This window comes from Massilia antarctica (assembly GCF_015689335.1).
GTDB lineage: Bacteria > Pseudomonadota > Gammaproteobacteria > Burkholderiales > Burkholderiaceae_D > Telluria_A > Telluria_A antarctica.
In genome coordinates, this window is record NZ_CP065053.1 from 3,950,071 (window position 1) to 3,973,207 (window position 23,137).

Consider the following 23,137-nt stretch of genomic DNA (forward strand, 5'->3'; position numbering starts at 1 on the left):
ATGGTAGCGATTGTCAGCGGCGGCGGTTTGGGTTTGATCGGTGGTTCGATGTACGCCTTGGGTGGGCAGCAGGGCGCCGTCGGCAATGCCGCGTTCGGCCGTAATGGCAACCAGGTGTATGTCAACGCCGCCAGCGGCAACCTCGTGGTGCAGAACCGCGACGAATTCCTCGCCTCGCGCGGCTTCGACACGGCGCTCACGCGCACCTACAACAGCCAGGGCGCCTTTACCGACAAGCTCGGCTTCTACATCGACGGCGACAACGGCGACAATTTTCGCTTCGGCAGCTATAAGAAGGTCGCCGGCGCCGGCAAGCTGAACGCCCCCGGCGGCACCGTCACCCGCACCGATGGCGACGGCACTACCAGCGTCTACAACTACGATGTCGCGCGCGGCCTGTACGTGAGCACCAGCGGCGACGGTGCCTTCGACACCATCAGCTTCAGCGCCGCCAACGGCAGCAATCCGCAAACCTGGATCTGGACCGACGGCAGCACCCAGGCCACCGAAATCTACAACGCCTCGGGCCAGATCGTTTCGGCGACCGATACCGACGGCAATACGAGCACCTACACCTACAACGGGCGCCTGCTCCTGAGCGTGGCCTCGTCCTCGGGCGACGTGCTGCGCTTCGACTATGTCGGCAACAACCTGTCGCAGATCCGCACCATCAGCCTGGGCGTCACCCAGACCAGCACCCGCTACACCTACGATGCGAGCAATCGCCTGGCCAGTGTCACGGTCGACCTGAGCCCGGATGACAACACTGTCGCCGACGGCAACGTCTACACCACGTCCTACACCTACGACGGCAGCAGCCGGCGCATCGCCACCATCACCCAGACCGATGGCAGCGTGCTGGCCTTCACCTACCTGCAGGTCGGCACCGACTTTAAAATCGCCAGCATGAGCGACGCCCAGGGCCGGGTCACCCGCTTCGCTTACGACACGGTCAACCGCCGCACTGACATGACCGATCCGCTCGGCTACGTCACCACCTTCGGCTACGACGCCAACAGCCAGCTGACCGAGGTGCTCAGCCCCGCCGTCAACGGCGTGCGCGTGCGCACCAGCTATGCCTACGATGCCAGCGGCAACGTCACCCAGGTCACCGACGGCAGCGGCAATGCCGTCACCATGCAGTACGATGGCCGCGGCAACCAGACGCTCCAGCAAGATGCGCTGGGCAACACGGTGGCGCGCACCTACAGCACCACCAATCTCAAGCTGACCGAATCGATCCGCATGGGCGCCGGCGCGCCGCTGGTGAGCCGCTACGCCTACGACAGCCGCGGCCACCTGCGCTTTGCGGTCAGCGCCAGCGGCCGGGTCACCGAATTCCAGTACGATGCCAAGGGCCAGAAAACCGCCCAGATCAGCTACACGGGCGCGCAATTCGACCTTGCCGCCTTCGCCGAAAACGCCACCGTGACCGAAGCGGGGCTGGCGGCATGGGTCACGGCCCACGACCGGTCGCAGGCCGAACGCACCGATTTTACCTACGATTTCCGCGGCCAGCTGGCCTCGTCGACGACCTATGCGGCGCTCGACACGAGCGGCAAGGGCGTGCCTGAAGGCAGCGCCAGCACCCGTTTCGTGTACGACCAGGAAGGGCGCCTGCTCAAGTCGATCGACCCGCGCGGCGCCTCCATGGTCGCCACCTACAGCTACGATGGCCTGGACCGCCTGCTCTCGAGCACCGACGCGCTGGGCCAGCAAACCCTGACCCAATACGACGACGCCCACAATAAAACCGTCACCACCCAGGCCAACGGCTTGGCGTCGACCGCCACCTACGACGCCAGCGGCGAGCTGACCAGCGTCATCCAGAGCAACCAGAACGGCGGCTCCGTGCTCGGCGCCGCGCGCAATGTGTACGACGCCAACGGCCGCCTGACCAGCACCCAGGACGCGGCCGGCGTGCGCACCCACTTCATCTACGACGAAACGGGCCGCAGGGTGGCCATGATCGACGGCATGGGCGCGCTCACCGAAAGCCTGTACGACACCAATGGCAACCTGGTCAAGACGATCCGCTACGCCACCCTGGTCGACGCGCAGCTGCTGGCCGACGCCAATGGCGCGCCGACGACGCCAACCCTGGCCGCAATCCGTCCGCACAGCGCCCCGCTGGACAGGGTGACGCAGCAGGTGTTCGACAAGGACGACCGCCTGATCTACACGATCGACGAAGCCGGTTACGTCACCCAGCAGTTCTACGACGCCGCCTCGCGCCTGACCGATGTGGTGCGCTACAACAGCGCCATCAGCCTGGCGGCCCTGCCGGCCAAGGTCGCGCTGGCCGACGTCGTCGTCACCTCAAGCAGCGACGACCGCCACGTGCGCAATTTTTATGACGCCGACAGCCGCCTGGTGGGCCAGCTCGACGCCGAAGGCTTCCTCACCGAGAATAAATACGACGGCGCCGGCCAGCTCACCGAGATGGTGCGCTACGCCACCGCGACCGCTGGCGCCCTGCGCGCCAGCGCCACCCTGGCCGAACTGATGCCGGCGGCCTCGGATGCCGACATCCACGTCAAGCAGTACTACGACGCGCGCGGCCAGTTGATCGGCAGTGTCGACGCCGAAGGCTACCTCACCACCACCGACTACGACCTGGCCGGCAACCAGAGCCGCGCCACCCGTTTCGCCAACAAGGTCGCCAACACGACGCCGGGCGCGAACCTGGCCGCGATCCGTCCGCAGGCCAGTCCCGCCGACCAAAGCCGCTCCTACGCCTACAATGCGCTCAACCAGCTGGCGCAATTGACGGACTTCGACGGCACCCAGAGCCGCATGAGCTACGACAGCGTGGGCAACCTGGTCTCGACCGTCCGCGCCGCCGCCACGCCAGGCCAGCGCGCCGACCTGAACCAGTACGACCTGCAGGGCCGCCGCATCGCCAGCCTGTCGGCCCAGGGCGCCAGCCACCTGACCGGCAACGCCGCGCTCGACGCCCAGGTGTGGACCGACTATGGCACCACCTACCAGTACGACAAAACCGGCCACCTGACCCGCGCCACCGATGCGCTGGGCCAGAGCACCCTGTATTTCTATGACGGGGCAGGGCGCCAGACCCACAGCGTCAACGCCCTCGGCGAAGTGACAGGCACGCGCTACAACGCCTTCGGCGAAGCGGGCGACACGATCACCTACGCCAACCGGATCGATGTGGCCGGGCTGGCCGGCGGCGCCAATGGCGCGCTGCTCGCCTTGATCGCCGCTTCCAGCGACCCGTTGCGCGACACGACGATTCACCGCGACTACGACGTGCGCGGGCAGGTCGCCGCCCTGATCGATGGCCTGGGCAAGACAAGCGGCTTCAGCTACAACGCCTACGGCGACCTGGTGGCCCAGCGCAATCCGATCAGCGCCGCCGTGAGCGAACTGGTCAAGTTCAGCTACGACAGGCGCGGCCTGCAGACCGGCCAGACCAATGACGTGGGCGGTTTGAATCGCGCCATCAGTACCCAGTACGACGCCTTCGGCCGCGCCATCGCCACGACCGATGCCAACGGCCGCCTGCGCAGCACCACCTTCGACCGCAACGGCCGCATCGTGCAAACCCGCGATCCGCTCGGACAGGCACGCAGCACCAGTTACGACGCCTTCGACCGCGTACTGACCCAGACCGATGCAATGGGCAATGTGACGCGCTATGCCTACGATGACGCCGCGTGCAGCATCACCATCACGACCGCGGACGGCGTGGTGTCGAGCAGCACGACCGACGCCTTCGGCAAGACGATCAAGCTCGTCGACGGCAACGGCCACGAAACCCGCTACGCGTATGACCTCGACGGCAACCTGACCAGCACCACCGATGCGCTGGGCAACGCGACCGCCAATGTGTACGACAAGGCGGACCGCCTGCTCTCGAGCACCGACCGCAATGGCGTCACCACCGAATACAGCTACGACGCTGCCAATCGCCGCCTGAGCCAGCGTGTCGACAGCGCTGGCCTGAACCTGACGACCAGCTGGACCTACGACGCCAAGGGCGAGATGGTATCCACGGTCGACGCCAACGGCACCCTGAGCACCACCGAATACGACCGCAATGGCCAGCAGGTGCGGGTCGTGCTCGACCCGTCGGGTCTGAAGCTGCGCACCGAGTACAGCTACGATGCCCAGGGCCGCACCCTGGGCGTGACCCGCGGCGATGCCGCCGGCGCGCTGCGTACCACGTCCTATGTCTACGATGCCCTGGGCCGCCGTGTCCAGGAGGTGCAGGATCCGGCGGGCCTGGCGCTGAGCACCGCGTACCAGTTCGACGCGGCGGATAATGTCACTGCGATCACTGACCCCAACGGCAACATCACGCGGCTGAGCTACGATGCCGCCGGGCGCATCGCCAGCCGGCGCGATGGCGCCGGCGCCCTGACCCAGTACAGCTACGACGCGAACGGGAACAAGACCACCGAAACCGACGCGAACGGACATGTCAGCCGCTTCGCCTACGATCGCCAGAATCGTCCGGTGAGCCAGACCGATGCGCTCGGGGCGACCACCACGTTTGCCTACGACGGCGCGGGCAACCGGATCAGCGCGACCGACGCCAACGGCAACAGCACGCACTTTGCCTACGACGCGCTCAACCGCGTTGCGGCGCAGACCGACGCGCTGGGCAATACAAGCACGTTCAGTTACGACAAGGTCGGCAACCGCATCGGCCAGGTGGACGCCAGGGGCAACGCCAGCGCCTGGCTGTTCGATGGCGCCAACCGCCTTGTGTCGGTGATCGATAGCCTCGGCGGCAAGACCCAGTACGTTTACGATGGCGCCGGCAACCTGGTCGAACGGACCGACGCCAACGGCCATGCCACGCGCTTCAGCTACGACGCCGCCGGCCGCATGCGCGAGCAGCGCCAGACGGTAACGAGCGCGGCCGGCGATCCGGTCTGGGTACCGAACATGGTCTGGAGCAACGATGCCGGACACTTCGAGGACCAGGGCGCGTGGCGCGGCGTGGAAGCGCCGGTCACGCGCGAGTTGCTCACGCAGTTCGTCTACGATGCCGCCGGCAACGAAATTGCACGGGTCGATGGCAACGGCAACACCACGCGCAAATCTTACGATGGTGCCAACCGCCTGGTGGAAAGTACCGACGGCGCCGGCCACACGACCCGGATCGACTACGATGGGGCCAACCAGAGCGCCCTCATCGATGCCAACGGCAACAAGACCAGCTTCGTCTACGATGGCGCCAACCGCCTCGTCGGCAGCACCGATGCGCTGGGCAATAGCCTGAGCTATCGCTACGATCTCGTCGGCAATAAAACCGCATCGACCGACCAGAACGGCGCGGTCACCAGCCTGACCTATGACGCCGCCGGTCGCCTGGCCACCCGCACCAATCCGCTGGGTAAAGTCGAGACCTTCGGCTACGACCTGGTGGGTAACCTTGTGTCGTCGGGCGACTTGAACGGCAACGTCAGCACCTATACCTACGATGCCCTGAATCGCCTGGCATCCATGAAAGATCCGCTGGGCAATGTCGAGTCCTACCAGTACGATGCCGTTGGCAACCGCGTTCAGTTCACCGACAAGAACGGTCATGTGAGCGCCTACGCCTATGACGGCGCCAATCGCCGCGTCAGCGCGACCGATGCGCTGGCCGGCGTCACTGCCTATGAGTACGACCTCGCCGGCAATCTGGTGAAGCAAACCGACGCCAACGGCAATGCGGTCAAGTATGAGTACGACGAAGCGAACCGCCTGGTCAAGACGGTCCATGGCGAGTATCCGGAGACCATCTTCAACCCCGAGGGCGATAGCAGCAAGAACGTGTCGTATCTGCATCGGATTGCGACCCGCTATGTCTACGATGACGCGGGAAACCGCACGGCCGTCATCGACGCCAACAGCAATCGCACGACCTCGGTCTACGACCAGGCCAATCGCTTGGTCAAGACGGTCGACGCGCTCGGCTTCGAAACGCGCCACCAGTACGACCAGGCCGGCAACCGCGTCGCCACCACCGACGCCAACGGCAATACGACCAGTTTCCACTACGACCGGGCCAACCGCCTGGCCGGGCAGATCGATGCCATGGGCAATGTCACGTCCTACACCCATGATGCGGCCGGCAGGCTGCTGACGGTCACCGACGCCAACGCGCACGTCACGGCCTCGTCGTACGACGCCGCCGGCCGCTTGCTGAGCCAGACCGATGCGCTCGGTAACGTGACCGCCTACGCGTACGATGCCAACGGCAACCGCACCGGCAGCACCGACGCCAATGGCGGCGTGCGTGCCAATGTGTACGACCGGAACAACCGCCTGGTGCGTTCGACCGACGAACTCGGCGGCATCACCACGTTTGTTTACGACGCGGGCGGGAACCGCACCGCGGCAACCGACCCCAACGGCCACAAGACGACCTATGCCTACGACAGCCTGAACCGGCTGAGCAAAACCACGGACGCCCTCGGGGCTGCCGAGGTGTACATGTACGATGCGGTCGGCAACCGGACCGGCGTGACCGACCGTAACGGCCACCATACGACCTATAACTACGATGCGGAAAACCGCCTCGCCTTGACGGTCAACAGGGTCAGCAGCGCCAGCGGCGACCCGTCGCCGACGTCCGCGTATCAGTATATCGTCGACGGCATCAACGCCAGCGGCGAAGAGTACGGCCACTATGTGTACACCGCGCTCGAAGCCAGTACGGGGATGACCACCGAGGTGGTCACGCGGCGCAGTTACGACGATGCCGGCAATCTGGTGCAGACCTTCGACGGCAATGGCCGCGCCGCGTCGATGGCGTACGACGCGCTGAACCGTCTGGTGAGCGTCATCGACGCTGCCAACAACGCGACCGAGTACCGCTACGACGGCATCAACCGGGTCGGGATCGTCGACGCCAACGGCCACCTGACGACATTCGCCTACGATGCCGCCAACCGCCTGACCTCGACCACCGACGCCCTCGGCCATGCCACGCTGGCCACCTACGACAAGGTCGGCAACCGGGTCACCAGCACCGATGCGAACGCGATGGTGACCACCTACGCCTACGACAGCGCCAGCCGCCTGGTGCGGCAGACGGACGCGCTCGGCGGCGTGCAGGACTATGGCTACGACCAGAACGGTAACCGGACCCGGTCGGCCGACCGCAACGGCAATGTGACGCTGTACAGCTACGATGCCGCCAACCGCCTGGCCACGACGACCGATGCCCTCGGCGGTATCGAGAAGCGTACTTACGACAGCGCCGGCAACCAGCTCAGCGTCACCGATAAAAACGGCCATGTCACGTCCTACGCCTATGACGAAGTGAACCGGCTGATCGGCTTGACCGACGCGCTCGGCTACAAGACCGCCTACGCGTACGACGGCGCTGGCAACCGCACCCGCATCACCGATGCCAACGGCCACGCGACCGAGTTCGAGTATGACGAGATGAACCGGATGGTGAAGACCATCACGGCACGCACGACGGCCACTTATCAGGAATACAACTCCAGCGAATTCGATCAGGTCACGCACGAGCGTGACGGCTATCGTTCGTGGTATGTCGAACGCGCGTACGAAGCGCTGACGAGCACCGTGTACGCCTACGATGGGGTCGGCAACCGGATCCAGACCACGGACGCCAACGGCCACAAGACCTACTTCAGCTACGATGGCGCCGATCGACTGACCAAGATGCGTCAGGAACTCATTGCCGGTGGCGGCGGCGGCGACGACAACCCACCGGTCGCTTTTGCGATGGCGATGCGCTCGGGCGACGAATTTTTCTCGGGAAGCTCACCGTTCGGCGAACAGGATGATGCGCCGCGCGGCTATTTCCTGACGACCGATTTCGAATACGATGGCGTTGGCAACATCGTCTATGAAGACCGTTATTACGAAGATACGCGCCAAGTCGGCGGCCCGGTGGTGTTCGCGTTCGCGGCCGCCAGCAGCGTCGAGCCGGACTTCTGGATCCGGCGCACCTTCGACGCCGCCAACCGGCTGGTGGCGCAGTATGATGGGCGCGAGACCGCCACCACCTTCGCCTACGACAATGCAGGCAATCTGACCAAACGCACCGACCCGAACGGTCATGCGACCACGTTCACCTACGATGAACTGAACCGCAAGGCCACGCAGACGAGCGAGCTCGGTTTTGTCAGCGCTTACCAGTACGACAAAAGCGGCAATCTGCTGGCGACGGTCGGCCCGCGTGGCGGCATCAGCAGCCAGACCTACGATGCGCTCAACCGGGTGGTCGCCACCAAGGATGCGCTCGGCGGTGTGGCGCGGATGACCTACGACAAGGTCGGTAATGTGCTGAGCATGACCGATGCCAACGGCAACGTGAGCTTGTACCAATACGATGAGCGCAATCAGCGGATCGCGCAGACCGATCCGCTCGGCGGCACCCGCCACAGCCTGTTCGACGCGGTCGGCAACCGCGTGGCGAGCATCGACCTCATGGGCAGGAAGTCCACGTACACCTACGATGCGCAAGGCCGCAACACCTCTATTACGGATGCGCTCGGCAATGTGACGACGTACGGATACGACGCAGTCGGCAACCGCACGATGGTCAGCGACGCCAACCAGCACGTGCGCTGGTCATCCTACGATGCGATCAATCGCCTGGTCAGCGGCTACACGCAGAGCACGTCGGACGAGAAGGGCGCCGAATCGTACGAGTACGATGCGATGAATAACGTCACCAAGCGTAAAAACGAGCTCGATACGAGCAACCGCGACGGCGATTATGTCTATAATTCCGCCGGCGAACTGATGTCGTTCAGAAGGCGCGACCTGAAGGCCGACTACACCTACGATCAGGCTGGCAATTTGCTGACCGTTACCGATTCGCTGGGCCAGGTCACCACCCATGCCTACGATGGCGATAATCGCCTGGTCAAGACGACCAACGGGCTCGGCCTGGCGACCACCTTCGCTTACGATCAAGCCGGTAACATGGTAAAGACCGTCGATGCGCGCGGCAACGCCACCACCTTCAGCTACGATCTGTTGAATCGCCAGACCGGTAGCGTGGATGCGGAAGGCGGCGTGACGTCGTCGACCTACGACGCGGCCGGCCGCAAGCTGAGCGATGTCGATGCGCTCAAACGCACCACCCTCTACAGCTACGATGCCGACGGCCGTCTGACCAGCACCACCGACGTCAAGGGACACGCGCGCACCAATACCTACGATGCCAATGGCAATCTGCTCACGTCGGTCGACGTGCTGGGCAATACGACGAGCTACGCGTACGACGACGGCAACCGTCTGGTGCGCACCACCGATCCGCTCGGGAAAAGCACCACCTTCGCCTACGACAAGGTCGGCAACCGCACCAGCATGACCGATGCGCGCGGCTACACCACGAGCGACGAGTTCAACGAGCTGAATCAGCGCATCAGCCATACCGACGCGATGGGCAATAAATCCGTCTATTCGTGGTTCAACCACGGGCGCCCGCAATTTTTCTTTGACGCCAACGGCAATCGAAGCTCGATCTACATTACCTACGAAGGCTATGTCGACCGCGAGTTCGACGCCCTGGGAGAGTCGAATTACTATCGCGTCGATGGCAACGGCAATGTGATCGATTCGGCGAGCAAGAACGATGCGGTCCGCATCAATTTCTTCGACGATGACAATCGCCTCACCGACAGCATCGATACCTACGGCTACGTCACGCACAACGAGTACGACAAGAACGGCAACCTGGTCACGCAGATCAAATACGCCAAGCCGGTTCCCGCGCCGCGCGTCAACTCGGGCGACCGCAACAAGCCCGTGGTCGTGGAATCGGAGGGCGACCAGAAGGTCGTCTTCGAGTACGATAAGCTGAACCGTCTGACCCGCCGCACGGACGCCATGGGCGGCGTCACGGTGACCAACTACGATGCTGTGGGCAACAAGATCAGCATTGTCGACGGCAATGGCCACACCACCAAGTTCGTCTACGACGAGGCCAACCTGCTGATCTCGCAAACGGATGCGCTGGACAAGGTGACGACCTTCGCCTACGATGCCGCCGGCAAGCGCACCAAAGTGACCGACGCGCGCGGCGCCGTGACCAGTTATGCGTACGACGCCGATGGCCGCCTGATCAGCACCACCAATGCGCTGGACCAGAAGGAAGTCTACGAATACGATGCCGTCGGCAACCGCATCGCATCCACCGATGTCGCCGGACAGCGCAGCACCTACACCTATGACGGCAACCACCGCGTGCTCACCGAGACCAGCCCGGCCGGCGCCGTCACGGCAAACGCTTACGACGCGATGGGCAACATCGCGCAACACACCGATGCGCTGGGACGCACGACGGCCTACGGCTACGATCCGCTGAACCGCCTGATCAAGACCACGGATGCCTACGGCAACGCCAGCACCAATACCTACAAGCGCATCCACTTGCAGTTCGGCTACAAGATGCATGCGGTCGACGCGGAAGGAAGCGAACGGGTATTCACCTACGACCATGAAGGTCGCCTGAGCGGGCAAACCGGTGGCAACGATGTGCGCAACTTCCTCTACGACGGCTTTGGCAATCGGACCGAGCAGCGTAGCGGCAAGTTCATCAACACCGTGGACTCTGCCAATCGCCTGAGCGGGCAAACCGACTTCATGGGCAATTTCAGCACCTTCGCCTATGACGCCGCCGGCAACCGCACCAAAGCGGTCGACGCCAACGGCAATGTGACGACGTTTGCCTACGACGACGCCAACCGCCTCGTCAAGGAAACCGACGCGCAGGGCGGAGTCACCACCTATGCCTACGATGAGGTGGGCAACCGCATCGGCCGCACCGATGCCTTGGGCAACAGCACAAGTTACAGCTACGACTTGCTGGGCCGTTTGATAAGCCAGACCGACGCCATGGCCGGCGAGTCCAAGGTCGAGTACGACGCGGCAGGAAACCGCATCAAGCTGACCAACGCCAAGGGTAACGTAACCACGTTCACCTACGACAGCGGGCACCGGGTGCTGTCCCAGACCGATGCCCTGGGCAACGTCACCAGCTTCACCTACGACCTGGTGGGGAACCGCCTCACGGTCGCGGATGCGCGCGGCCTTGTCAGCATCAGCGTCTATGACGACCTGAACCGGGTTATCAGCGTCACCGACGCGCTTGGCGGCGAAACCAGGACGACTTACAACAAAGCCGGCGGCGTGCTGACCACTGTCGATGCGAACGGAAACAAGACCACGTATTCCTACAGTCTCTACAGCGGGCCGCTTCCTTATCAAAAGGAAGATGCGCTTGGCCTGGTGACGCATTATCAGTACGACAACACGGGCAAGCTGGTCGCCAGCTGGGATGTCAGCTCGTTCCAGAAAACGGCCTATGTGTATGACGCCAACGGCAACATGACCGCCACGGGCAATGCGCTCGGACAGAGCGAAACAGTGGAATTCGACAAGGTCGGCAACCGCATCGCCGTTACCGACCGCAACGGCCACAAGACCACCTATGCCTACGATAGCCTGAACCGGCTGGTCGGCGTCACCGACCCGACCGGTAACGAAACCAGGACACAATACGATGCGGTCGGCCACGTCAGCGCCAGCATCGACGGCAACGGCCACGTCACCCGTTACGCCTATGATGCGAATGGCCGCGTCATCAGCCAGACCGACGCGCTCGGCGGCGTGTCGACCTTTACCTACGACGAGCTGGGCAACCGCCTCAGCACGAAGGATGCCGCGGGCAACGTCAGCAGCACCTCCTACGATGCGCTCAATCGGGTCGTGGCGAGCACCAATGCGCTGGGTGAAACCAGCAGCTATGTATTCGACGCGTCGGGTAACCGTACCGCGGTAACCGACGCGAGCGGGTTTGTCACGACCTTTGCCTTCGATAAGCTCAACCGCTTGGTTAGCCGGACCGATGCGCTCGGCGGGGTCAGTGCGTCGACATATGACGCGCTCGGCAATCGTCTCAGCAGCACCGACGCCAACGGGCATACGACCACCTTCGTCTACGACAAAGGCAATCGTCTGCTGTCGCAGAGCGATCCGCTGGGTAACGTCACCGTCTACGAGTACGACCAGCACGGAAATCGCACCAAGATGACCGATGCGGCGGGCCTGATCACCACCTACAAGTACGACGAGCTGGACCGGCTGGTTGAGCAGTTCAGCAACAGGACGCCTTTCAATAGCCCTTATCGGCAGAGCTGGAACCAACTGTATTTCTCGTACGACAAGGTAGGCAATCTCGTCAAGAAAACCCGCTATACCGTGAGTAACTTGCCTGCGCTGGAGCAGATTGCCTACGATGCCAGCAATCGTATGGTCAGTCGCACGGACGGCGAAGGCGCGACCACCTCGTATGGCTACGACAAGGCTGGCCAGCAAGTCGCGCTGACCGACGCAAACGGTAGCCAGACGACCTTGGCGTACGATGCGCTCAATCGCTTGCTGAGCAGCGCGGATGCGCTCGGCAACAAGACCAGTTTCGCGTATGACGTGCTGGGCAACCGCGTCTCGAGCACTGACGCCAACGGCAACAAGACCACCTACGCCTACGATGCCCTGGGGCGCCTGGTCAGTACCACAATGCCGCTGAGCGGCACCACCACCTTTGCCTACGACAAGGCCGGGAACGTCGCCAAGACCACCGATCCGAAAGGCCATGTCAGCTCGGCCAGGTTCGACGCCCTGGGCCGCCTCCTGAGCCAGACCGACGCTATCGGCGGCGTCACCAGCGCTACCTACGATGCGGTCGGAAACCGCCTGAGCGCGACCGATGCCAACGGCAACCTGACCAGCTATGTGTACGACGCGGGCGACCGCCTGTTGTCGAGCACCGATGCGCTCAAGGGCGTGACCAGCCATGAGTATGACGTCATCGGCAACCGCATCAAAACCACCGATGCGAACGGCAACCATGTCTTGTACAGCTTCGACAGCGCGCATCGCGTGTCAAGCAGTGTCGACGATGCCGGATTGGTGACCGGTTTCTCATATGACGTCAACGGTAATCTGCTGCAAAAATATGATTACGGGTCCAACTTTGATGGAGTGGTATCGATCTACGATACCAATAACCGCCTGGTCCGGGTCGAGGTGAACGATAGCACGTCGAACGGTAACCGCACCTTATCGGCGATGCGATACGATGGCGCCGGCAACCGGCTGACGTTGACCGATGGTATGGGTAACGTCACGGTGTACGTCTACGACAAGGCCAATCGTCTCATTTCCGAGACCGATGCCTTGGGCGGCCTGAGAACGTACAGCTACGATGCGGTCGGCAACCGCACCAGCATGACCGATCCGAACGGCAACCTGACGACCTATCGCTATGATGCGGAAAATCGCCTGGTCGAACAGACCGATGCGAACAAGAACAAGAAGACCACCGAGTTCGACGTACTCGGCAACGTGGTCGCGTCGACCGATGCGAATGGCAATACGACGCACTTCGCTTACGACGCCAACCACCGCCTGACCAGCCAGAGCGATGCGCTGGGCAACATCACCAGCTTCGGCTATGACGCCTTGGGCAACCGCGTGTCGGAAACCGATGCCGCCGGTGCGACCGTGACCTATGCTTACGATGCGCTCAACCGGGTCAGCAGCCGCACGGATGCGCTCAAGCACGTGACCAAGTACACCTACGATGGCGTCGGCAACCGCATCGGCGTGCAAGATGCGAACGGCCATACGACCGAGTTCGGCTTCGACAAGAGCTCGCGCCTGGTCTCCAAGCGCGATCCGCTGGGCCGCATCACCACGTATGTGCGCGATTTCCAGGGCAATGTGGTCACCGAGACCACTCCCGACGGAGGTGTGCTGCGGACAACCTACAATGTCCTGGGCCGCCTCGTGCAAACGTCGTCCTTGTCCGCCGACAAGCACTATTACCAGTACGATAAGGCCGGCAACCTGATCAAGGATTATCTGTCGACTGCTGGCGGTGTCAGCGAGTACACCTACGATGGCGCCAATCGCATGACCAGCAGCAGCGATGCTCTGGGCAATGTGACGACCTTTACGTACGATGCCGCCGGCAACCGCATGACGCAAACGGACCCGAATGGCAATGTCAGCCATTTCGAGTACGACGGCATGAACCGCCTGGTCAAGAGCACCAACGGGGCGGGCGAGAGCACCGGGTACGCCTACGATGCGGTCGGCAATCGGGTCGAGCTTACCGATGGCAACGGCCACACCACAACCTACACCTATGACGCCAACGGCCGCAACCTGACCCGCAAAACGGCGCTGGGCAGCCTGACGGCGAATACCTACGACGCTGTCGGCAACCTGGTCAGCCAGAAGGATGCGAACGGCGCCGTCACGACCATGGCCTACGACGCGGACCGGCGCCTGGTCAGCCAGACCGACCCGCTGGGCAAGGTCAGCACCTTCGAATACGACGCGGCCGACAATCGGGTCAAGGCAATCGATGCGAACGGCCACGCGACCCGCTTCGTCTACGATGCCGCCAACCAGTTGATCGAGCAGATCGATGCGCTGGGCCGCAGCACGCATTTTGCCTACGACGGGCAAGGCAACCGGAGCACGGTGACCGATGCGAACGGACATGTCACCACCTCGGTGTATGACGTCGAACGCCAGCTCATCAAGCTGATCGATGCGGATGGCAATGAAACGCCGTACACCTATGACAGCGTGGGTAATCTCACCTCGCGCGGAGCATTGGGCAGCACCGACTACTTCCGCTACGAGAAGGGGACCCGGCTGTATGGACATGAGGAGCGCACCGGCTATGGCACAGTGTTCACGCATGACAAGAACGGCAACCTGCTCACCAGTAAGGATGCCAACGCACATACGGTTACCAATACCTACGACGCGGCCAACCGCCTGAGCAGCCAGGCCGATGGGCTGGGCAAGGTCACCAATTTCGCTTACGACAAGGCGGGCAATCTGGTCAGCAAGACCGATCCGCTCGGCCATACGACCTTGTACGTCTACGATGCCGACAACCGCCTGATCGGGCAAACCGATGGGGCCGGTGGCAAGACCAGCTTCAGCTACGATGCCGTGGGCAACCGTACCGGCACGGTCGACGCCAATGGCGGCGCCACCGCGTATGGCTATGATGCCAATCGCCGTCTTATCAGCCAGAAAGATGCGCTGGGCAATACGGACACCTTCACCTACGATGGGGTCGGCAACCAGCTCACGCGCACCGACGCCGCCGGCTTTACAACGGCGGTGGTCTACGACGCTGCGGATCATGTCTCCAGCCAGAAGGATGCGCTTGGCAATGTCACGGCCTTTGAATATGACCTGGTGGGCAACAAGAGCAAGGTCATCGACGCCAACGGCCATGCGACCAGCTACCGGTACGACAAGATGGACCGCCTGGCCGGCGAGAAGGATGCGCTTGGCAATGAAACGACGTACACCTACGACAAGTGGGGCAACCGCCTGACGCGCACCGATGCCAGGGGTAATGCCGTCACCAATACCTACGATGTCATGAGCCGAGTCACGAGCGAGCGCGGCGGTTCGCGCGACTTCAGCAAGGCTTACGATGCCGTGGGCAACGTGATCCGCCTGAGCGATGCGAATAATCATGTCACCACGTACGTCTACGATGCCGCCAACCGGGTCGTGAGCGAGCAGGATCCGCTGGACAAGGTCACCACCTACGCCTACGATGACGCCGGCAACCGGATCTCGGTCACCGACGCCCGCGGTTACACCACCACCTACGCCTACGATGGCGCCAACCGCTTGCTGTCGAGCACAGATGCGCTCGGACGCAAGACCAGCGTCACCTACGATGCGGCTGGCCAGCGCATCAGCAGTACCGACGGCAACGGTAACGAAACGCGCTACGCCTACGACGCCAACGGGCGCGTGCTGAAACAAACCGACGCACTCAAGCAGACCACGCTGTACGCGTACGACAAGGTCGGCAATCTGATTTCGAGCACCGACACCGGCGGCGCCGTCACGACTTATGGCTATGACGGCAAGCGTCGCCTGGCGAGCCAGGTCGCCGCCGATGGCGTGCTCACGACCATGGTCTACGACAAGGCGGGCAACCGCCTTTCGCAGACCGTCGCCGACGGCACCGCGTACGAAGCGACCACCAGCTGGGAGTACGACGCCACCAACGCCAAGGTCAGCGAAACCGACGCCATGGGCGGCGTGACGACCTATGCGTACGACGCCAACCACAACGTCGTGGCCAGCACCGATGCGCGCGGCTTCGCCTCGCATTTTGAGTACGACGCGAAAAATCGCCGCATCTCGCAAACCGATCCGCTCGGCAATGTGACGAGCTACGCCTACGACAGCGTCGGCAACCTGACCAGTAAGACCAATCCGCGCAGCCTGATAGAGTATTTCAGCTACGACGCCGCCAACCGCCTGGAAACGCATATCGACATGGAGTCGGCGCGGACCGCCTACACCTACGATGCGGTCGGCAACCGGGTCAAGGCAGTGCAGGGCGGCTTCACGACTACCATGGTCTACGATGGCGCCAACCAGCTCGCCGCGAGCATCGACGGCGCCGGTTTCCGCACCGATTTCAGCTACGACCGCGCTGGCAACCTGATCGTCACGCGGCGCCAGCTGGATCTGGACGGCACCAGGGAACAGGTCACGCGCCAGTATTACGATGCGCTCAACCGCGAAGTGGCGCAGCGCAGCGCCGAGGGTTACCTCACGACGGTGGACTATGATGGCGCCGGCAACGTCAAGGCGCGCACCAGCTACGCCACCCGCGTGGCCGCGCCGGCCTCCGGCCTGCCGCAGCCCGTGCCGGGCGACAGCAAGTCGGTGCAGCGCTTCACCTACGACAGCATGCACCGCCTGACCTCGACCACCGGCACCGATGGCGCCGTGACGGCCTACGGTTACGATGTACTGGGTTTCCGCAGCTCGACGACCTCGCTCAAGGGTACCGTCGGCGAACGCCTGAGCGTCGCCAACTTCGACTTGCTGGGTCGTAAATCCCTGGAAATCGATGCGCTGGGCAAGTCCACGACCTACCAGTACGACCTGGCCGGCAACCTGCTCAACAGCACCGACGGCGCCGCCACCGATGGCGCGCGCAGCACCTCGTACGTCTATGACGCCAACGGCCGCGTCACGGACATGACCGATGCGCGCGGCTTCGTTACCAAGCGCACTTACGGCGCCAGCGGTAGCCTGTTGAGCGAAACCACGGCGGCCGGCATCGAAGGGCAGGAGCGCACCATGCGCTACACCTACGACCGCAACGACCGCCTGATCAGCGCGGTCAATGCGGCTTTCCCGTCGCAGACCACGGTCTTCGCCTACGACGCGATGGGCAACCGCACCAGCGTCACCACCGGCAGCGGCAACGTCTCGCGCCAGCAATTCCATTTCGACGCCAATGGGAATGTCGACGTCAGCACCGACGCCACCGACGTCGCCACGCGCCATCGCTACGATGGGGCGGGCAACCTGATCGAAACCATCGAGTCGGATCGGGTCGGCAGCGATACCCAGGCCGGCAGCCATACTCGCTATACCTACGACCTGGACAACCGCCTGATCGCGATCACCGATCCGATGCAGGGCGTCACCACGTTCGAGCTCGACAGCCAGGGCAACCGGATCAAGATCACCGACGCCGAGGGGCGGGTCACGACCCAGCGTTTCGACGTTTCGGGGCACTTGCTGACCAGCAAGGGCCCGGATGGCGCCCTGACCACCAACGTCTACAACGTGGGCGGCACCCTGGCATCGGCCACCTTGTCGAAGGCCGACGGAAGCGACGCCCGCGTCACGCGCAATACCTACGACATGCTGGAGCGCCTGGCCACGACCACGGATTCGCTCGGCTACACGACGACCATCACCTACGACCAGTTCGGCAACCGCATCCAGACCACCAACGGCGCCTATCTGCTGGCGCCAACCGATGCGCATTACAACGCGGCCGCGGCGGCCCTGGCCAAACCGGTCACGACCACGGCGACCTACGATAAGCTCAACCATGTGACCCAGACCACCGACGGCGTGGGCATGGTCACGACGGCCGCCTACGACGCGCGCGGCAACCGCACGTCCCTGACGGTGGCCAGCGGCAGCGGCGACCAGCGCACTACGCTGTACGGCTACGACCTGGCCGACCGGATGATTAGAAAGACCAGTCCGGGCGGCGCCATCGTGCGCTACGAATACGATATCTTGTCCGTGGCCAAGCCGACCAAGGAAATCCACGAAAACGGCGATCAGCCGCCCCTTGAGATTTCTTATAGCTACGACGCGAACGGCCGTGTGACGAGAACCCAGACGTATGCCGGCACGATCGAGACCAATCGCTACGATGCGGCTGGCAACATCATCGCCACGTATACGGGAGACTCGTCCCCGGCCCACGGCGTGACCCGCCAGTACGACGCCAACGGCCGCGTGAGCACCGAAACGGACGGGCAGGGCAACCGGACCAGCTACACCTACGACAAGGTCGGCAACCGGCGCACCATGCAGGACGCCAACGGCAACGTCACCACCTACTGGTACGACAGTGCCAACCGGGTCAGCGCCGCGCGCGATCCGCTCGGCTACCTGACTACCTACCGCTACGACGTGGCCGGCAACCTGGTCGAAACGCGCCAGTCGGCCACGGCGCTTGGCGGCGCGGTCGACCTGGCAACAGCGCCAGTGGCTGTCGCGGCAGCGGGCGACCGGGTCGTGCGCGCCGAGTTCGACAAAAACAACCGCTTGCTGGCGTCCATCGGCGCCGACGGGTATCGCACCGTGTTCGAGGTCGATGCCGCCGGCAACAAGGTCAGCGAGACGCAATACGCGGGCGAGACGTTCGCGCGCGTGACCCGCACCGTGTATGACGGCGCCAACCGGGCGGTCAAACAGGTCGCGCTCGACGGTGCGGTCAGCACCTACCAGTATGATTTGGTGGGCAATATGGTCAGTGCGCTGACCACGGCCGAGGGCGAGGCCGCGCGCCTGACGACCTCGGCCTACGACCTCGACAACCACCGCGTGTCGACCACCACTGACCCGAATGGACTCAACATTACCGAACGGGTCAAGTACGACCTGCTTGGCAATGTGGTCGCCAACATCGACGGCGCCGGCCGCGTGCTCACGCGCGCCTACGACCGCGCAGGGCGCCTGCTCTCGATCAGCAACAGCGCCGGCGAAGTCATGAAAGGCTATGCCTACGACAGCTATGGCAATGTGAGCTCCGAGCAAGGCAGCGACGGCTTCAAGTATTACACCTACGATGGCGCCAACCGCAAGATCAAGGAGTCGCGTTCCGGCACGACGCAATTCAGCATCGTGGGCGGCTTCCGGGGCGGTGACAGCATCAGCAGCTTCCAGTACGACGGATTCGGCAACGTGGTGCAGAGCGTCGACGCCAGCGGTTTTGTCACGACCAACTATTACGACGCCAACAATCGCCTGATCTCGCAGGTCGACGCTGACAATGTGTTGCGCGAATATGAGTACGACGCCTACGGCCACAAGACCGGCGAGCGCATGTACATGACCCGCTTCACCGCAGCCCGCGATCCGAACGCGCGGCCCGATGGCGCAGCGCTGGGCGGCGAGGTGCGCGCCTACCGCTTCGAATATGACGCGATGGGGCGCCAGACGCGCAAGGTCTACCCTGAAGTGTTGCTTGCCACCTTGACCGACAACGGCGGCGCCAGCCCGACCACGGTGATGCAGGCCAGGACACCAGAAGAGCGCTCCATGTACGACGCCTATGGCAACGTGATCGAATCGGTCGCGCTCGATGGCGGCCGCACCCGCGGCTACTTCGACAGCATGAACCGCCTGGTGGCCGAAGTCGACCCGATGGGCTATCTGACCCAATTCGATGTCGACAGCAGCGGCAATATCGTCGCCAAGCGGGTCTACGCCACCGCCCTCGACACCAGTAAACTCACCCCAAGCATCCGCCCGGTCGCGCCGGCCGGCCCGGTGGCCGTGAGCACCTACGTCTACGACAGCGCCAACCGCCTGGTGGAAATGCGCGCCCCGGCAGTCGTCGTGACCGACCAGAACACGCATGTGCAAAGCAGCCAGATCGTCGTCACGCGCCGCATCTACGACAAGTCGGGCAACCTGATCGAGCAAGTGGTGGGCGAAGGCACGCCATCCCAGCAGATCGAGTATTCCTATTACGACAGCCGCAACCGCCGCGTCGGCGTCATCGACGCGGCCGGCACCTTGACCATGACCATGTACGACGCGCTTTCGCATGTCACGGCCCAGGTGCATTACTTGCGGCCGGTCGGCTCCCAGTACGACTTGACCACCGTGGCCGGCGACTACGCCCAGCTCAATGCCCTGGTCGACAGTGCCGACGGTGCGCAGCTCAAGCTGTTCCAGTACAACGCGCGCGGGCAGGTCGAGCGCGAACTGGTCTCGATCAGCTCGGTGGCTGTGCAGAAAGTGACGTCGACGTATTTTTCCTTCAGCGCCAGCTTCACCTCCAAGTCCTACAGCTACGACGCTGTCGGCAACCGCAGCTATACCATGGATGAAGCGGGTGCGGAAATCAAGAGCGGCTACGATGGCATGGGCCGCACGGTCCAGGTGATCCAGCCGGACGGCAGCGGCACGCGCCAGCTGTTCGACGCGGCGGGCAATACCATCTTGACCTTCTCGGGCGAAATGAGCAGTACAGTCGTGGCCGCCACCGGCATGAAGGCGACCATCGGCGAAGCGCTAACCCTGAACTACAACGTCGGCGCGGCCGGCATGATCTCTTACATCCTGTGGGATACCGCGTCGCATGCCGATCCGGCTGCATATGCCCATCAGACTGAGCAGAGCACCAACCTGGCATCGAACCTCGGCAAGACCGTCATCCCCCGCCCCGCTTATGGCAGTGCGGTGTTTTACCGGGTCGTCACCCAGGACAGCGCCGGCAACCGCATCTACACCAGCGAGCAAAAGGTGGTCATGCCGGTGCGGGTCGACGATATCCAGGTATATCGCCCGGATCCGGCCTCGATGCGGGTGCGGGTCAAGTTCGACGGCGGCGTGGTCGCGCCCGACCTGCTGTACGGCACGCGCGGCAATGCGAATACCGTGTTGCAGATGAGCTTATCCGGCGATGGCTATTACGAAGCCACCCTGCCGCTGCAAGGCGACAGCAACAACATCGGCTTCAAGCTGCAATGGACAGGCACCGATGGCGCCACGTTTGCCAGCGCCGAAAAACCCTTCCAGGCGCCCAACGACCGGGTCAGCAGCTACACCACGACCACCGAAAAGCTGGTCGACGGCGGCGTGCAGCTGAACTATTCGGTCAATCCGGGCATCAAGTACTCGCTGATCACGGCGCAGTGGCGTGTCGCCGGCAGCGGTGCGGCATTCGCCGTGACCGGGGCGGCCGACGGCGTGCTGACCCTGGGCGGCGACACGCCCCTGGTGGCTGGCACCAGTTACGAGGTGCTCGTCAAGGGCGTCTCCGCCACCGGCGTCGAAACCCTGATCGACTATGTCATCGTGACCCCGGCCGGCATTGCCGACAAATCGGTCAGTTTCAGCGCCACCAGCTGGGCTCCTCCACCGATCGGCAACAACGAAGTCGTCGTGGCCAGCGGCCAGCCGGTCAAGACCGAGCGTTTCGAGGGCCGCATCATCGCCCACATGGGCAGCAACCCCTACACCACGGTGGGCCTGTATTACTCGAACAAGGTGGCCGAGGCGCATAGCGTATCGACCTCGCCGGCCGTATGGCAGGAATGGGAACCCAAGCCGGTCTGGCACAGCGACTTGAACGGCGGCCATTATGAGGACGAAGGCAAGTGGGTCCAGAAGGGCCACGACATCACCTATAACGCCACCTTGACCGGTGCCGAGATTGCCCGCGCGGCCTACGGCCTGCACCTGTCGTGGCGCGACAGCAGCAATGGCGACGGCTTGACGTTCACCAACGATGTGATGATGAACGACCTGGGCGGCGGCAACTACCGCTTCAAGGCGGAGCACGTTCCCCTGTCCGTCACCAGCCATGACTACAAGATCTGGTACATGGACAACGAAGGCCGTGAAGTGATTGTCGAGTGGAATCGCGCGGCGACCAACGCCGCCAGCACCGACAGCGGCTATTCCGACCTAGTGCTGGCGCACGAGCAAGGCGCTTCCGTCAGTGGCAACGTGTTCGCCAACGGGACCTACATCGGACAAATGTCCAGTGCCGACATGATCACCGGCATGGTGCTGCAATCGACCGACACTGGCCTGGCGGGCGCCAGGCTTGACGCCGGACCGGTCGCGGCAGGACATGCGATCGAAACGACCTACAACGCGCTCAACGCCAAGACCGGCAGCACCGAAGCCGATGGCGTCTGGCGCGAATACCGGGTCGACGCCCGCGGCAACGCGGTGCAGACGGTGACCCTGGGTGTCAAGGGCGGCGCCCACGGCAGCAGCGCCTACGCGCAGTACGACCTGAGGGGCAACAAGGTCGCCCAGTTCGATACCGCCTTCGTGCCGGCCGGCGAGGGCGCGCTGCGCCATCCGGTCACGCGCTACGACTACGATTACCTGGGTCATGTGATCGCGCAAACCGACGCGTATGGCTATGTCACGACCAGCGTCTTCGATGCCGCCGGCAACAAGATCAGCGCCACCGATGCTGCAGGCCACGTCAAGACCTACGGCTACGATGCGCTCGGCCACAACGTGCAGGTGTCGGACCAGATGACGCCGGCCTCGGTGTACACCAGCTACACCCGCTACGACAAGGCGGGCAATCCGGTCGAACAGACCGACGCGAGCGGGCGCTCGACCTATTACGGGCGCGACGGCTTCGGCCGCCTTACCAAGGTCCAGGTCGGCACGCTCGATCCGTCTCATCCCGAGTTGCATCAGCCAACGATGCTGACCTACGACGGGCAGAACCATGTGCTGCGCCAGGGTAACGTCGACTTCACGTATGACTCGCGCGGCAACCGCATCTCCGAACACGATGCCGGCAACGACAACGCGCACCGTCGCACCATGGCCTACGACAAGATGGGCCGCGTGATCAGCGTGACCACCTATTCGGGGTGGGCCACCGGCACCACCGCGTACCGCGCGTACGATGTCTTCGGCAACCTGGTGTCGACCACCGATGCCGGCGGCAAGACCGATCAGAGCGTGTTCGGCGACTTCGGCCGACTCATGCGTTCGATCGATGCGGACGGCAACTCCGTCGTGTTCAGCTACGACGAGTTGG

The 23,137-nt window shown here is 63.5% G+C and carries 1 protein-coding gene (cut by a window edge); it reads left to right on the plus strand.

The features are described 5' to 3' along the window. A protein-coding gene (locus IV454_RS17810) for a polymorphic toxin type 15 domain-containing protein (protein WP_206087174.1) crosses the window boundary here: on the plus strand, positions 1–23,137 show its 5' portion. It continues 6,020 nt past the right edge of the window; the window shows 23,137 of its 29,157 coding nt (coding positions 1–23,137); its start codon is at positions 1–3; its stop codon lies beyond the right edge, outside the window.